Genomic DNA, 14,363 nt, shown 5'->3' on the forward strand with positions numbered 1-14,363 from the left:
TGGGGTCGCGGGGCCTCGGCCCCGCGACCGGCCGTCAGAGCAGGTGCCGGCGCTCCAGAGCGCTACATGTACTCGACGTTGAGCGTCAACGGACAGGCGTTGGCGGGCGCGTGGTCGTTCTCGGGCTGGTTGCCCGGCATGCCGGTGCCGCCGTTGGCCAGGTCGCCCGGGTCCATCGTGCCGTAGACGAGCGTGCCGCAGACGAGGTCGTCCGCGCCGTTCTCGCCGTACAGGCGGTCCACGCCGGAGTCGCCCTGCAGCCACTCCCGGTACGGCGAGTTCGGGTGGTTGTTGCCGCCGTGGATGACGTCGTTGCCGCCGTCGCCGTACAACTGGTCCGTGGCGTCCTCGCCGTCGATGAGGTCGTCACCCGGCACGACGTCACCCACGCCGTCGTCGCCGTGGATGCGGTCCGCGCCGTCGCCGCCGCAGATCGTGTCGTCGCCGGCCATGCCGTAGATGCGGTCGTCGCCGTCCGTGCCGATGATCAGGTCGTCACCGGCCGTGCCGTTGGTGGTGACCCCGGGGACCGCGAAGATCACGCCGAGCGTCCCGGGCCGGACGAGCTGCCCGTCGGCGTACAGCGGCGGCACGTACTGCCGGCCGAAGCAGTCCGGCCAGACGATCGGGACCGGGTCCAGGCCGGGACCCGTCGCGGCCCACCCGGGCGCCGGGATGGCCGTCACCGCCAGCATGAGCGCCGCGCCGAGCACCGCCGCACGCCGTAACGGCCTGCCTCTGGTCACCATCGTGGACTCCCCTCAGCACGCCTGTCGTGTACCCCGGTGCACGGCCGCGGGTGGTCAAGGGTTCAGATCAGGCCGACGTGTTCCACGTACCGCAGCCGTTCGGGCGGGCTCGACGCCGGTCGTTCACCGTGGCGGGGGGATCGGCGGCGGGGGGAACCGCTAGAGTCGGATCTTCGGCAACGATTCGGGAGGGTCGATGGCGCAGGACATCCACGTCACGTCGAACGCGATCCGGCAGCTCGGCAAGGACCTGGTGGAGGACGCGGCGCCCGCGTTCGACCCGGTGGCGCGGCGGGTGGCGGCGGCGATGATCGAGTCGCCAGGGTTCGGGTTGCTCGGGTTCGCGCTGCAGGGTGCGTACGACTCGGCGCAGGGGTATCTCGCCGACTACGTCAAGGCGGGCAAGGACCAGCTGGGCACGTTCCGCGACAAGCTCGACGGCATCGCGACCACCTGGGAGCAGGCCGAGACGACCAACCAGGTCATGTACCGCTAGGAGGCGTCATGAACCCGTTCACCTCTGGTGTCATCATGCTGCGCTTCGCGCTGGGTTCGTCGTTCGGGGCGGCGCCGTTCGTGTCCAGTGCCGTGCGGCTGGGGATCGCCGTCGGGCTGGGGATCTCCAACCCGGGGTCGATCTGGCAGACCGGCGAGGAGTGGAAAGAGACGGCCGCCATGCTCGAGGTGGTCAAGACCCGGATCACGAACGCGAACGTGAAGGTCAACCCGCAGTGGATCGCGGAGGACAAGGACGCCTACCTCAACGCCGTCTCGGTGTACAACCAAGAGGTCGACGACCTGAAGAAGTACCTGGAGAACGTCGGGACCGGGCTGCAGGCGGTCGCCGCGGCCTACTACGCCTTCGCGGTGATGGCGATCGTGGCCGGGACGTTCGCGTTCGCGTGTGCGGTCGCGGTCGGCCTGGCGATGGCGACGCCGGCGTTCCCGGCGGTGCGGGCGGCGGCCGAGGCGGCGGTGTCGGCGGTCGCGATGACCGCGGGTGCGGCCGCGAAGACGATCACCGCGATCGCCGGCGGTGCCACCGCGATCCTGCTCGCGGGTGTGGCGCTGGCCAAGGCGTTCCAGTCGCAGCCCGGCGGCGTCAAGGGCGCCGACTTCAAGGTGATCACGATCGACTACTCGCCGCTGACCGGCGGCACCGGGTACGTCGCGCCCCGGCGCGAGCTGCCCGGACCGGCGAAATGAGATAGGAACAGCAGTGGACCCGAATGTGGATCCGGACCGGCTGGTCGAGGACGCGCTGCGGCAGATGCGGCAGGTCGAGGACTTCCAGCGGCGGTCGGCGGCGATGATCGGCCGCGGGGAGGCCCTGGACGGCCTGGTCACCGCCGAGGCGCGCGGCGACGCGGGGCTGTCGCAGATCACCATCGACCCGCGGGCGATGCGGACCCCCTCGCAGGAGCTCGGCGAGGCGACCCTGCGGGCCGCCCAGGGCGCCCTGGAGGACCTGCGGCGGCAGACCATGGAGGCCATGCGCGACGTCCTCGGCGACGACGTGATGGCGGCGGTCGACGGCACCGGCGACCCGAGCAAACTCGTGGCCGAGGCGGAGCACCGGTTCCAGATGTCGGCCGACGAGGCCATGGAGACCCTCGACAAGCTCCGCCGCCAGGGCGGGTACTGACCGTGCCGCCACTCGTGCTGCGGCGGGCCCGGGCGTTGCACCGCAGCCACCGGGGCACCCTGCTGCTGCTGGCGGTCCTGCTCGTCCTGGTGGCCTGCGGCGTCGTGGCGGCCGTGCTCGGCGGCGGCGACCGTGACCTGCCCGCGTTCCTCGAGGCGGTGACGACCGGCCTGCGCTGGGCCTGGACGGTCCTCGCGGTGCTGTCGGCCGCCGCCGCGGTCGCCCTGGTCGCCCTGGAGTTGCCGTGGCTGACCGGCAGCACCGAGGTCACCGACCGCGGGATCCTGCTGCGCGGGGGCGGGCATGAGGCGACCGTCGGCTGGTTCGACGTCGACGAACTGCGCGCCGTGCCGTCGGCCGGCGGTCACCTGTACCACGTGCGCACCGGCGTCCCGATGCCCCAGCGGCCTCGGCTCGGCCTGCAGGGCCGCCGGGAGGCGTGGCTCGGCTGGCACCCCGGGGGTGACGCACCCGTCGCCGCCGTCGCCCGGGCGCACCTCGGCGTCAAGTACCGGGGGCCGCAGGGTTAGGCGACGACCATGAACAGCTGGTGCGTGCGGCAGAACTCGAGGTGCTCGAGCAGCTCCGTGACCGTCTCGCGATCGCCGTCGTAGTCGCCCCGGTCGATCTCGTCGAGGACCTCGCGCATGTCGGCGATGACCGGCTCGACCGGGGTGTAGAACCAGCGGTCGACCGGCGAGCCGTCCGCCTCCACGTTGCCGGCCCGGTCGGCGGTGCAGTTGGGGACGAACAGGTCGTGATCCATCGCGGCCGGCCACTCGTCCCTGGTGTCGCCGAAGGACGGCCCGGCCGCCAGGATCGGCGCCGCCTCCTCGTCCGTGAGCCACCGCCACGCGACGTGCCCGTCCTCGTTGGTGAACTCGGCCACCCGGTCGCCGACGAAGTCCCGGAAGCGGCGGCTCAGGCCGATCGCGGCGATCTCCAGCAGCCAGGCGATGACCACCTCACCCGTGTCGTCGCCCTCGGCCAGGTCGGCTTCCGCGATCATGTGGACGATGCCCGGCCCGTACGAGGTGCCCATCCGACTCCGCTCTGCGTCCGCCCCGCGACCAGCGGCCGTCGCTAGATCTTCGGCCAGCCGTCGGGGGAATCCTCCCAGTCCTCCTGCCGCCCGTACACGGTGAGGTCCCGGATGTTGGTGATGAAGTTCAGCCGGTCGACGCCGCGGGACGTGGTCGAGTAGGTCTTGTAGACCGCGTCGCCGTCCCCGTCGCTGGTCTTGAGGAACGCGGTCAGGACGAAGCCGCCGCCCGCGCCGCAGTCGGCGGCGAACGTGGTGCCCCGCGACGACACGAACGGCAGCGTCCACCCGCGCTCCGCCTTGTATGCCTCGATCTGCGGCAGCGGCATGTCCGACACCGTCACCCAGGTGACCCCGCGCTCGGCGAGGACTTCCGGTGCCTTCGCGGGCACGTTGTCGGTGAGATACGTGCAGCCGGGGCAGTAGTGGTCGGGCCCGTTGTCCATGAACTGGTAGGTGACCAGCTGCGGGCGACCGTCGAACAGGTCGGGCAGGCTCCGCTTGCCGTCCGGGGTGTCGAACGTGTACGAGCCGTCGAAGCGCACCATCGGCAGCCGCCGGCGACGGGCGGCCAGGGCGTCCTGCGCCCGGGTGGCTTCCTTCTCGGCCCGCAGCAGCTCGTCGCGGGCCGCCTGCCATTCCTCAGCTGAGACGATCGTCGGATGCTCCATCCGCCGATCCTCCCTCACAGGCCGACGGGCCGCCCGGCGATCGTGAGATACGTGTAGCCGAGCCGGCTCAGCCGCTGCGGGTCGAGCACGTTGCGGCCGTCGAGGATGATCGGGGTGCGCATCAGCCCGACGTACTTGCCCCAGTCGAGCTCCAGGTATTGCGGCCACTCGGTGACGAGCACGACGGCGTCGCTGTCGTCGAAGACCTCGTCGACGCTCTCGCACAGGCTCGCCGCGAGCTCCGGCTCCTCGACCCGGAACCGCTCGGCGGCGATCGGGTCGTGCAGCTTCACCCGGGCGCCACGGGCGATCATCAGCCGGGCGATGTCGATCGCGGGTGAGTCGCGCAGGTCGTCGGTGTTGGGCTTGAACGCCAGGCCCAGCAGGCCGATCTTGCGGCCCTTGAGGATGCGCAGCTCGTCGAGGAGCTTGTTGACGGCCTCCTCACGCTGGCGCTGGTTCACCACGCGGGCCGCGGACACGATCGGCATGTCGTAGCTGTACTCGGCGGCGGTCGCGATCAGCGCCGCGGTGTCCTTGCCGAAGCACGAGCCGCCCCAGCCGACCCCGGGCTGCAGGAACCGCGAGCCGATCCGCGCGTCCAGGCCGGTGCCGCGGGCGACCTGGTTGATGTCGGCGCCGACCTTGTTGGCGAGCTTGCCGATCTCGTTGATGTAGCTGATCTTCAGGGCCAGGAACGCGTTGGCCGCATACTTGATCAGCTCGGCCGACGCGAGGTCCGTGGACACCAGCGGCACCGCGCCGACCTCCTCGGGCCGGGGCAGGAACGTGGGCGCCGTGAACGACTGGTTGAGCACCGCCCGGTAGAGCCGGTTGAGCACGTCGAGGCTGCGCGGGTTGTCCGAGCCGATGACGATCCGGTCCGGGTAGAGCGTGTCGTGGATCGCCGAACCCTCGCGCAGGAACTCCGGGTTGGACGCGACCGCGAACTCACCCGCGGCCCGCCGCGAGTGGAACTGCTCGAACGACTCCCGCAGGATCGACTCGACCCAGTTGCCGCTGCCGATCGGCACCGTCGACTTGTTGACCACGACGGTGAACTCGCCGTCGATCGTCCTGCCGATGCTCTCCGCGGCCATGCGCAGGTAGCGCAGGTCGGGCTGCCCGTCCGGCAGCGACGGCGTCTGCACGGCGACGAACACGACCTCGGCGCCGGGGACACCCTCGGCGTAGTCGGTCGTGAAGGTCAGGTTGTGCGCCGCCTCGTGCATGAGCTCGTCCAGGAACGGCTCGTAGATCGGTGAGCGCCCCCCACGGAGCAGGTCGACCTTCTCCTGGTTGAGGTCGACACAGGTGACCTCATGCCCGAGATAGGCCAGGCAGATGCCGGTGGTGAGGCCGACGTAACCCGTTCCCACGACGCATACCTTCACCGGCCGATGATACACATCCGTGACCTGCGGCTGCTGTGGCCGATGCGAGCATTCCGGGCAGATCCGGCACGGCCGGTAGTCCGTTTCCGGACCGTGCCGGCGCCCATCCCTGCGCTATGCCCGCGGCTGGAAGATCCCGAAGTGGTTGCCCTCGGGGTCGGTGATGTTCGCGAAGACGAGCCCGTCGTCGCTCGTCGTCGGCGGCACCAGCACCTTGCCGCCGGCCGCCTCCGCCCGCCCGCACACCCCCGGCACGTCCTCGACGACGACACAGAACACCGCGTGCGCCGGCTGCCCCACGGCGAGCCCGCCCTTGATCGACTGCTGGTCGGGTGTCGTGATCATCTGGTACGCCTCGTCCTCGGCGAACGTCCAGCCGAACAGGTCTCCGTAGAACCGGTGCGCGGCCTGTGCGTCACTGACGCCGATCTGGAACCAGCCGATGCCGTTCATCCCGTTGCGCTCCTTGTGTGTTGGGGTCCGTTTGGCTGGTGCCCACCCTGCGCCGCTCCGGCGACACCGTCCTGTCGGTGTTTCTCGCCTTTCGCCGTCCGCAGCGTCCTTTGTGGTTCCGCGCAGCCTCCGGCCGTGCGATGGGGCAGCGCGGTCACCGCCCGTGCTGTCGGGCGTTCGGACCGGGACGCATGCTGGAGCCCGCGCGGGACGGGCGGGACGGGCGTGCGGCGTTCGAGCAGTGTGTAACCGCGGGGACCGAGGAGTGCTCCGCTTCGGAGGGCGGTCTTGCCGCCGCGAGTCGCGCCTACCGCGACCGGAGGTGGCCGAGCGGATCGGCAGTGCCGGGTCAGGCGGCGATGGCGACGCGCGTGACGAGGTGGCCGGGGATGTCGATGGCGCTGTCCGGCAGCGGCCGGCGGGCGGCCAGCTCCGCGGTGGCGGACACGTCGTGGATGCGGTCGACCCGGAACGAGCGCAGCCCGTCCCGCAGCCGGCACCACGCCAGCAGATACCACCCGGACGGGCCGCCCAGATAGCCGACGGGCTCGATGCGGCGGCGGGTGGTGGTGCCGAAGCGGTCGGCATAGGCGATGTCGAGGACGCGGCCGGTGGTGAACGCCTCCACCACCGCGGGGGAGATCGGGGCGGGGCCGGGGTCGGCGCCGTGGACCAGGTGGATCCGGCCGGCGAGCTCCGAGGCGCGGTGGACGTCGGCGGCGGGCATGACAGCCAGGAGCTTGTGCAGGGCGGTGCGGGCGGCGTCGTGGAACGGGGTGCCGTCGAGGCGGTGCAGGGCAACCGCGATCGCGACCGCCTCGGCTGGGGTCATGTTGAGCGGCGGCAGGGTCCGGGAGCGGTCCAGCGCATAGCCGCCGGTGCGGCCGAGCGCGACCCAGATCGGCACGCCGGACTCCTGCAGGGCGCCGATGTCGCGCTCGATCGTGCGGGTCGACACCTCGAAACGGGTGGCGAGCCAGCGGGCGCTGCGCGGGCGGGGCGACACCGCACGCAGCTCCTCGACCAGCGCATACAGCCGATCCGTCCGATTCACGCGGCCAGACTAGCCCCGGGGTACGACAGAAAATGGTGGAGCCAGGTCTACCGGCGGGGCTCCAGGCCGCACCCGTGAAACCGGCGGTGCCGCGGCCGTATGGTCGGTGCCGTGACGGGTGTGTGGCAGGCGATGGCGGCGCGGCCGCACCGGTTCCTGCTGTCGCGCTGGCCGCTGCTGAGCCTGGCGTACCTGGTGAGCAGCGTCGTGGTCGGGGTGGGCCTGTTGATGGCGCTGGTGATGGGGATCCTGTTCCCGCCGGCGGTGGTGTTCCTGGGCCTGCCGGTCGGCGCGCTGGAGCGGCGGCGGCTGCGCATCCTCGACCGGGCGCCGGTGCCCAGCCCGCACCCGGAGCCGCCGCCTGGGCTCGTCGCGTGGTTCCGGGCGCGGCTCGGGGAGGGCGCGACGTGGCGGGAGCTGGGTTACGTGCTGACGCTGTCGTCGGTGCTGCTGCTCGTCGACCTGGTCAGCCTCGGGCTGGTCGCCGACTGCCTGATCGTGGCCGCGGCGCCGCTGATCGTCGCGGCGGGAGTGCCGTTGCAGTTCGGCGAGCTCGCGATCGACAGCCGCGGGGAGGCGCTGGCCGCCACGGCTTGTGCGCTGCCGGCGGCGTTGGTCGGGGTGTACGCGTTGTGCGCCGTCGCCGGGACGCAGGCGGCGCTGGCCCGGTGGTGGCTCGCGCCGCGGGACGCCGAGCTCAACCGCCGGGTCGAGGAGCTGGCCCGGTCGCGGGGGCGGCTGCTCAACGCGTTCGAGGCGGAGCGGCGCAGGATCGAGCGGGACCTGCACGACGGCGCCCAGCAGCACCTGGTGCTGCTGGCGATGACGCTGGGGCTGGCCCGGCTGGAGCTGAACGGCGACGAGGGCCGCGAGAAGAGCAAGCTGCTGCTGGACGACGCGCAGCGGCAGGCGCGGCAGGCGCTCGCCGCGATCCGGGAGCTGATCCACGGCATCCACCCGCAGGTCCTCACCGACCTGGGGTTGCCGGCCGCCGTCGGTGAGCTCGCCGAGCGCTGCCGGGTGCCGGTGGTGATCGACCTGCCGCTGCCACGGCGGCTGCCGGCGGCGGTGGAGACCACCGCGTACTTCGTCGTGTGCGAGGCGCTCACCAACGCGGTCCGGCACGCCCGTGCGAACCGGGTCACGGTGCGCGGCCGCCTGACGGACCGGCAGCTCACGCTGACGGTCACCGACGACGGCGCCGGCGGGGCCGACCCGGCCGGCGGCACCGGGCTGCGCGGGCTCGCCGACCGGACCGCCGTCATGGACGGCACGTTCACCGTCACCAGCCCGGTGGGCGGGCCGACGACGCTGCGGGTGGACCTGCCATGCGGACTGACCTAACGTCAGCCGGCATGAAGATCGTGCTCGCCGACGACGCCGTCCTGCTGCGGGAGGGCCTGGCGAGCCTGCTGGAGCGGTTCGGGCACACCGTCGCCGCGGCCGTCGGGGACGCCGACGCGCTCCTCACCGCCGCCGCCGAGCACCGCCCCGATCTCGTCATCACCGACGTGCGGATGCCGCCGACCCACACCGACGAAGGGCTCCGGGCGGCGATCGCGCTGCGCGCCGCGGACCCGCCGCCGGCGGTGCTGGTGCTGTCGCAGTACACCGCGACCGCCTACGCCGCGGAGCTGCTCGCGCCGGCCGGGCGGGCCGGGGTCGGCTACCTGCTGAAGGACCGGGTCGGTGACATCGCCGAGTTCGCCGACGCGGTCGCGCGGGTCGCCGCGGGGGAGACCGTCATCGACCCCGACGTGGTGCGGCAGCTGCTGACGCGGCAGCGCGCCGCGGATCCCCTCGCGCGGCTCACGCCCCGCGAACGGGAGGTGCTGGGGCTGATGGCGGAGGGGCGTTCCAACGCGTGGATCGCCCGCGCGCTGCTCGTCGGGGACGCCGCCGTGGCCAAGCACATCGGCAACATCTTCGCCAAGCTCGACCTGCCGGGCCCAGACGACGGCCACCGCCGGGTCCTCGCCGTCCTGACCTATTTGAGGGCGTAGGAGAGACCCGTCATCGCGGCGGACAGCTCCCACAGCCGCACGGCGTCGGCCGGGGACGGGCGGAACGGCGTGACGGCGCAGTCGTTGCAGTGCCGGCCGGCGGCGGCCTCGTTCGTCGCCGCCCACACCTGCGTCGCCGCGCCCTGCGCCGGGGTCTTGAAATACGGCGCGGCCTGCCCGGCCTCGTCGATCCAGCCGGCGGCGAGCATCTCGTCCCGGGTCAGGTGCCGCTGCAGTGGAGTGAGGATCGCGCCCGGGTGCGTGGAGCTTGCCCGTACCCCGGCCGCCTGACCCAACACGTCCAGGTGGGCTGCGAAGAGGGCGTTGGCTGCCTTCGACTGTCCGTATGCCTGCCACTTGTCGTAACCGGTGGTGAAGTGCGGGTCGTCCCAGCGGATCGGGGCGTCCGGCACGGCGTTGGAGGACACGACGACGACCCTGGCGTCCCGCCCGCGCCACAGGGCCGGCCACAGGTGGTGCACGAGCGCGAAGTGCCCGAGGTGGTTGACCGCGAACTGCGCCTCCCAGCCCGGCCCGACGCGGGTGAGCGGGCACGCCATGATGCCGGCGTTGGCGATCAGGATGTCGACGGTGTCGAACCCGGCGGCGAAGTCGCGCACCTGGTCCAGGTCGGCGAGGTCGAGCCGGGCCACCGCGAGACCCGGGACAGCGACGGGGTTGCGGGTGGCGGCGACGACCGTGGCGCCGGCGCGGGCGAGGGCCAGGGAGGTTTCCAGGCCGAGGCCCGACGTGCCGCCGGTGACGATCGCGGTCCGGCCAGTCAGGTCGACGCCGCGCAGGACGTCGTCGGCGGTGGGATGTGTCATGCCGCGGACGCTATTTCCTAGACCGTGGTCTAGGTCAACGGCGCTACCCTGGCCGCCATGGAGGAGCTCAGCATCGGCCAGGTCGCCGGGCGCACCGGCCTGAGCGTGCACACGCTGCGCCTGTACGAGCGGGAAGGGCTCTTCACCACCGAGGTCCGTCGCACCGCGACCGGCCGGCGCGTCTACGGCCAGGCCGACCTCGACTGGCTCGAGGTGTGCACGAAGTTCCGGGCCTCCGGCATGCCCCTGGAGTCGATCCGGCGGTTCGCGGCGCTGGTGCGAAGCGGGCCCGGCAACGAGAAGGAGCGCCTCGAGCTGCTGCGGGCGCACCAGTGCCGGGTGGAGCGGCAGGTGGCCGAACTGCACGACTGCCTGGAACTGATCGCGGGGAAGGTCGCCACCTACGAGCAGCACGTCGACGCCGGCACCGCGGCCGGCCTGTGGACGGGAATTGGGCCCCCGGCCTGAGCACTTGGCCTCAGGTGCCGGCCCGGCCCGGCTCCTAGCGTGGAAATCGGTCAATCCCCTTTCCCGCCAGGAGGATCCCCATGTCCAGAATCAGGCGCGCGGCCGGCATCCTTGCCGTCGTGCTCGCCGGCGTCACGGTCACCGCGGTCAACTGGGCCGACGCGGCCACCCCCGTGACCGTCCAAGCCGAGGCGTTCGCCGCGCAGTCCGGCGTCCAGGTCGAAACCACCGTCGACACCGGCGGTGGGCAGAACGTCGCGTACCTCGCCAACGGCGACTGGATGCGGTTCGACGGCGTCGACCTCGGCGCCGCCGGGACGCTCACCGCCGCCGCGCGGGTCGCGTCCGCCGCCGGCAACGGCACCGTCGAGCTGCGGACCGGGTCGCTGACCGGGCCGCTGCTCGCCCAGTTCCCGATCGCGGCCACCGGTGGCTGGCAGGCGTGGACGACGCTGTCCGCGACCGGCACCCACGCGACCGCCGGCCCGCAACAGGTGTTCGCGGTGCTGCGCAGCCCGGGCGGCGCCGACTTCGTGAACATCAACTGGTTCTCGTTCACCGGCGGCGGCAGCGGTACCCCGTCCGCCACGCCGTCAGCAACCCCGTCGGGCACCGGCTGGGTGAACGTCGACCAGGCGAAGTGGAACGCGCAGCTCGCCGCGTTCAACGCGATGCCCATGGACCCCGCGCCCGCCAACGCCGTGCGGGTCCCGGAGTTCAACGCGTCGTGCACCTACAGCCACTCCCGCAAGGACGACCCGATCGTCTTCCCCGGCCTGCCCGGCGCGTCGCACATGCACAGCTTCATCGGCAACCGCAGCACCGACGCGAACAGCACCGCCGACACGCTCCTGGCCAACGCCGGCACCAGCTGCGCGCCGGCGCCGGACCTGTCCGCGTACTGGGTGCCGACGCTGTACGAGCGCGGCGTGGCGGTCGAGCCGAAGGCCGTCGTCGTCTACTACGGCTCGCGGCTGACCGACTCCAGCAAGACCGTGCCGTTCCCGCAGGGATTCCGGATGATCGCCGGCGACGCGAAGCTGCAGGCGCCGACCCCGGCCGGGACCGTCAACCAGTTCTACTGCGCCGGACCCGGCGGCGAGATCGGCCGCAGCGCCGACGGGAACTGGCCGCGGTGCGCGCCCGGCGCCTCGCTGCTGTTCCAGCTGGTGTTCCAGGACTGCTGGGACGGCACCCACCTGGACAGCCCGACGCACAAGGGGCACGTCGCCTACACGTACGACGGGAAGTGCTCCGGCGCGTTCCCGGTGGCGATCCCGTCGGTGTCGTTCGTCATCGCGTACCCCACGCCCGGCTCCGTCGACGGCTTCACGCTGTCGTCGGGGATGGCCTCGTCGTTCCACGGTGATTCGTTCTTCGCCTGGGACAACGCGGCGCAGGGGCACCGGGTGAAGAACTGCATCGTCCAGAAGGCGAAGTGCAACACCGCCGGGACGTTCTGACCTGAGACCGGTCCCCGACGTCGACCACGTCAGCGCAGCTCGATGCGGTTGACGTCGGGGGCCGGTCCGGCGTCGTTGAAGAACCGGACCCAGCTCGTGCCGGCCGGCAGGTGGACCCGCAGCGACACGGTCGCCGGGATGAGCCAGTCGCCGGCGCCGCTGAGCGTGAGGGTGTGCACGGGGCCGTCGTTCACCGCGACGCGCAACGTGCGGGTCTCCGCCGTCTCGTACGTGACGGTCAGGGTCCGCTCGCCGGCGGCCGGGACGTCCGCGACCCGGATCGCCAGGGTGTTCGGCCCGCCGATGTAGCCGACCCGGCTGCCGCCGTCGCAGGTGGGGCAGTCGATGACGCGGGCGCCGTTGCGCAGGTTGGCCTCGTCGGCCGCGTGCAGGCTGATCGCGGCGAACCCCAGCGTGCCGGACGGAGTGCCGGACGGGGTGCGCCTTGCTGTGGGGGACGGCGGCGCCGAGGTGCGTGGCAGCGCCGAGGCCGGTGCCGTCGGGACCGGTGCCGTCGTGGTGCCGGTCGGCAGGGTTGCCGGCGGGGGTGTTGAGGCGGTCGCGGCCGGCGGGAGGCCGCGACCGTCCGGCAGGACCAGCGGCGGCACGAACGTCGCTGTCGCGCCGACCGCCACGGCGAGGGCCGCCCAGCCGAGCCGCCGCGGCCACTCCCGGCCGTCGCGGTCCACAGTGGACGCGGTGGTCACCGGCGGCCGGTCCACAGCAGGACGGCCTCCATACGGCCGTGGACCCCGAGCTTGGCGAAGACGTGCTGCAGGTGGTTCTTCACCGTCTTCTCCGTCAGCAGCAGGCGGTGCGCGATCGCCGCGTTGGACAGGCCCTCCGCGAGCAGGTCGAGGACGTCCCGCTCGCGGCGGGTCAGCCGGAACCGGGCCAGGGTCTCCTCCTGCCGCCCGGCGAGGTCCTCCCTGGACGCCTGCGCGCGCACGGTCGCCGTGGCGACGGCCGCCGCGACCGGCGACAGCCAGCCGTGCCCGGCGGCGACGGCGAGGACCGCCCGGCGCAGCTCGTCCGGGTCGAACGCGCCGTGGACGAGGTAGCCGCGGGCGCCGCCGCGCAGCATCCGGCCGATGAGCTCCGGGCCGGCGTCGCTGGTGATGACCAGGACCCGGCTGAGCCGGCTCAGCTCACCGAGCGCCGACAGCCCGTCGGCGACCGGCATCCGGTGGTCCAGCAGCGTCACGTCCGGCCGGAGGACGCGGGCCTGGGCGACGGCCTCGTGACCGTCCGCGGCCTCGGCGACGACCCGCACGCCGTCGACGCCGTCGAGGTACCCGCGCAGCGCCGCCCGCACGATCGGGTTGTCGTCGACCACCAGGACCTCGACCATGTCCCCGGTCACGCCGGCACCGTCACTTCGACGGTCGTGCCGCGACCCGGCGCGGACGCGACATGCAGGCTGCCGTCGACGGTGGCGGCCCGCTCGTACATGCCGATGAGCCCGAAGTGCTGGGCGGCGCGCAGCGACGCCAGATCGGCGGGCAGCCCGAACCCCCGCCCGTCGTCGTGGATGCGCAGCAGCAGGTGCCGCCCGCCTCGCTGCAGGCTGACGGTGGTGCGGCCGGCCGCGGCGTGCTGGGCGACGTTGTGCAGCGCCTCCTGCAGGATCCGCGCCAGCTCGTACCGCACCGCGACCGGCGGGTCCACCGGCGTCGTGGCCAGGCGCACCGGGATCCCGTACGACTGCGACCACTGCCGGCAGATGGCCTGCACCGTGTCGGCGAAGTCGCCGTCGAGGGTGTCCAGGCGCAGCCCGTCGACGAGCTCGCGGGCCTCCTGCGCGGCGGCCTCGGCGCCGCGGGAGACGGTGCCGGCGAGTTGCTCGGCGAGGGCCGGGTGGCGGCGCAGTGACTGCGGCAGCGCGAGGGCGGCGAAGGACACCCCGCGCAGTGTCTTGGTGACCGAGTCGTGCAGCTCGCGGGCGAGGCGGGCGCGTTCGGAGGCGGCGGCGGTGCGCTGGGCGGAGGCGACCACCCGCACGGACAGCTCGACGTAGCGGCCCAGCGCCGCGGTCGCGACGGCCGCGCCGGCCGCGGCCAGGACGCAGGCGATCGGGAACGTCAGCACGAACCCGGCGAGCCTCGGGTCGGCGCCGGCCGGCAGGACGGCCGCGGCGACGGTGTAGCCGAGCGCGGTGTGCGCCGCCGCGGGCAGCAGCGCCCACATCCCGGCGAGGACCCCGGCGAGCGCGGACGCGCCGACGGCGCAGCAGTAGAAGGTGACCCCGCCGCCGTCGAGGGCGAGGACGCCGAGCACGGCCGCGGTGTCGGCGGCGAGGACCGGCACCGGGTGGCGGGCGACGTGCGGGTGGCGCGACAGCACGGCCAGCCCGGCGGCGGTGGTCACGGCGACGACCGCGAGGGCGGCCAGCAGCGGGCGGGGGTCGGCGACCAGCCGCAGCCCGACGGCGCCGGCGGTCAGCGTGGCGGCCGCCCGGCCGAGCAGCACCGCACGTCCGAGGGCGGCCGGTGCCACCACCCTGTCGACATGCTGCCTCACGGCCGGGACTCTACGCGTTCCGGAGCTGGTCACATAGACAGCAGTCGGCGCCCCGCCCAGGATCGGACGGGGCG

The 14,363-nt window shown here is 73.1% G+C and carries 18 protein-coding genes; 8 read left to right on the forward strand and 10 right to left on the reverse strand.

The genetic code is table 11. The features are described from left to right. Nucleotides 1–62 precede the first annotated feature (62 nt). Nucleotides 63–749 (reverse strand): calcium-binding protein, encoded by a 687-nt coding sequence (locus tag AB0K00_RS29565; RefSeq protein WP_363526526.1) that lies wholly within the window; start codon nucleotides 747–749, stop codon nucleotides 63–65. Nucleotides 750–945: 196 nt separating this feature from the next. On the opposite strand from AB0K00_RS29565, the gene AB0K00_RS29570 reads away from it, so the two are divergent. The 4 genes from AB0K00_RS29570 to AB0K00_RS29585 are packed head-to-tail and all read left to right on the forward strand — an operon-like array spanning nucleotide 946 to nucleotide 2,924. After that, complete coding sequence (locus AB0K00_RS29570) at nucleotides 946–1,245, forward strand: hypothetical protein (RefSeq protein WP_363526529.1); 300 nt, start codon at nucleotides 946–948, stop codon at nucleotides 1,243–1,245. 8 nt (nucleotides 1,246–1,253) lie between these two features. Further along, entirely contained in the window at nucleotides 1,254–1,955 is a 702-nt protein-coding gene (locus tag AB0K00_RS29575; protein ID WP_363526531.1) for a hypothetical protein, read from the forward strand. 13 nt (nucleotides 1,956–1,968) lie between these two features. Continuing rightward, a complete protein-coding gene (locus AB0K00_RS29580; protein ID WP_363526534.1) occupies nucleotides 1,969–2,394 on the forward strand; it encodes a YbaB/EbfC family nucleoid-associated protein in 426 nt (141 codons plus the stop codon). A 2-nt stretch (nucleotides 2,395–2,396) separates the two neighbouring features. Beyond that, nucleotides 2,397–2,924 carry a hypothetical protein gene (locus AB0K00_RS29585; RefSeq protein WP_363526537.1) on the forward strand — a complete coding sequence of 176 codons (528 nt, stop codon included), beginning with the start codon at nucleotides 2,397–2,399 and terminating at the stop codon, nucleotides 2,922–2,924. Here AB0K00_RS29585 and AB0K00_RS29590 read toward each other — a convergent pair. From AB0K00_RS29590 to AB0K00_RS29610, 5 genes are all read right to left on the reverse strand, one after another. Beyond that, the gene (locus AB0K00_RS29590; protein WP_363526540.1) at nucleotides 2,921–3,436 is read right to left on the reverse strand and encodes a hypothetical protein; all 516 of its coding nucleotides are present in this window, start codon (nucleotides 3,434–3,436) and stop codon (nucleotides 2,921–2,923) included. The two genes, AB0K00_RS29585 and AB0K00_RS29590, sit on opposite strands and share 4 nt — an antisense overlap. Nucleotides 3,437–3,477: 41 nt before the next feature. Next, nucleotides 3,478–4,107 (reverse strand): DUF899 family protein, encoded by a 630-nt coding sequence (locus AB0K00_RS29595; RefSeq protein ID WP_363526543.1) that lies wholly within the window; start codon nucleotides 4,105–4,107, stop codon nucleotides 3,478–3,480. A 14-nt stretch (nucleotides 4,108–4,121) separates the two neighbouring features. Further along, nucleotides 4,122–5,501, reverse strand: coding sequence for a UDP-glucose/GDP-mannose dehydrogenase family protein (locus AB0K00_RS29600; protein ID WP_363526546.1), 1,380 nt, complete (start codon nucleotides 5,499–5,501; stop codon nucleotides 4,122–4,124). A gap of 114 nt (nucleotides 5,502–5,615) precedes the next feature. Next, nucleotides 5,616–5,954, reverse strand: coding sequence for a VOC family protein (locus tag AB0K00_RS29605; RefSeq protein WP_363526549.1), 339 nt, complete (start codon nucleotides 5,952–5,954; stop codon nucleotides 5,616–5,618). Nucleotides 5,955–6,303: 349 nt separating this feature from the next. Beyond that, nucleotides 6,304–7,008 carry a YafY family protein gene (locus AB0K00_RS29610; protein WP_363526552.1) on the reverse strand — a complete coding sequence of 235 codons (705 nt, stop codon included), beginning with the start codon at nucleotides 7,006–7,008 and terminating at the stop codon, nucleotides 6,304–6,306. Between the two features lie 111 nt (nucleotides 7,009–7,119). Between AB0K00_RS29610 and AB0K00_RS29615 the strand changes: the two genes are divergently transcribed. Together AB0K00_RS29615 and AB0K00_RS29620 are read left to right on the forward strand one after the other, a co-directional pair. Then, nucleotides 7,120–8,352, forward strand: a complete 1,233-nt coding sequence (locus AB0K00_RS29615) for a sensor domain-containing protein (RefSeq protein ID WP_363526554.1) — start codon at nucleotides 7,120–7,122, stop codon at nucleotides 8,350–8,352. 11 nt (nucleotides 8,353–8,363) lie between these two features. Beyond that, complete coding sequence (locus tag AB0K00_RS29620) at nucleotides 8,364–9,011, forward strand: response regulator transcription factor (protein ID WP_363526557.1); 648 nt, start codon at nucleotides 8,364–8,366, stop codon at nucleotides 9,009–9,011. On the opposite strand, the gene AB0K00_RS29625 is transcribed toward AB0K00_RS29620, so the two are convergent. Beyond that, complete coding sequence (locus AB0K00_RS29625) at nucleotides 8,996–9,838, reverse strand: SDR family NAD(P)-dependent oxidoreductase (RefSeq protein WP_363526560.1); 843 nt, start codon at nucleotides 9,836–9,838, stop codon at nucleotides 8,996–8,998. The genes AB0K00_RS29620 and AB0K00_RS29625 overlap by 16 nt on opposite strands. A 57-nt stretch (nucleotides 9,839–9,895) precedes the next feature. Here AB0K00_RS29625 and AB0K00_RS29630 point away from each other — a divergent pair, with 57 nt between their 5' ends. Then, entirely contained in the window at nucleotides 9,896–10,306 is a 411-nt protein-coding gene (locus tag AB0K00_RS29630; RefSeq protein WP_363526562.1) for a MerR family transcriptional regulator, read from the forward strand. A gap of 80 nt (nucleotides 10,307–10,386) precedes the next feature. After that, nucleotides 10,387–11,769: a DUF1996 domain-containing protein gene (locus AB0K00_RS29635; protein ID WP_363526565.1), complete on the forward strand. Its 1,383-nt coding sequence runs from the start codon at nucleotides 10,387–10,389 to the stop codon at nucleotides 11,767–11,769. A gap of 29 nt (nucleotides 11,770–11,798) precedes the next feature. Here the strand turns inward: AB0K00_RS29635 and AB0K00_RS29640 are convergent, their stop codons facing one another. Genes AB0K00_RS29640 through AB0K00_RS29650 form a run of 3 tightly spaced genes read right to left on the reverse strand, consistent with a single transcriptional unit; the run spans nucleotide 11,799 to nucleotide 14,289 of the window. Beyond that, a complete protein-coding gene (locus AB0K00_RS29640) occupies nucleotides 11,799–12,491 on the reverse strand; it encodes a hypothetical protein (RefSeq protein WP_363526567.1) in 693 nt (230 codons plus the stop codon). Then, nucleotides 12,473–13,132, reverse strand: coding sequence for a response regulator transcription factor (locus AB0K00_RS29645; protein ID WP_363526570.1), 660 nt, complete (start codon nucleotides 13,130–13,132; stop codon nucleotides 12,473–12,475). The genes AB0K00_RS29640 and AB0K00_RS29645 overlap by 19 nt, the downstream gene beginning before the upstream one ends. Further along, nucleotides 13,129–14,289: a histidine kinase gene (locus AB0K00_RS29650; RefSeq protein WP_363526573.1), complete on the reverse strand. Its 1,161-nt coding sequence runs from the start codon at nucleotides 14,287–14,289 to the stop codon at nucleotides 13,129–13,131. Before AB0K00_RS29650 ends, AB0K00_RS29645 begins: the two co-directional genes overlap by 4 nt. Nucleotides 14,290–14,363: the final 74 nt, after the last annotated feature.

It is taken from the genome of Dactylosporangium sp. NPDC049525, assembly GCF_040676755.1.
In the GTDB taxonomy this organism is placed as follows: Bacteria; Actinomycetota; Actinomycetes; order Mycobacteriales; family Micromonosporaceae; genus Dactylosporangium.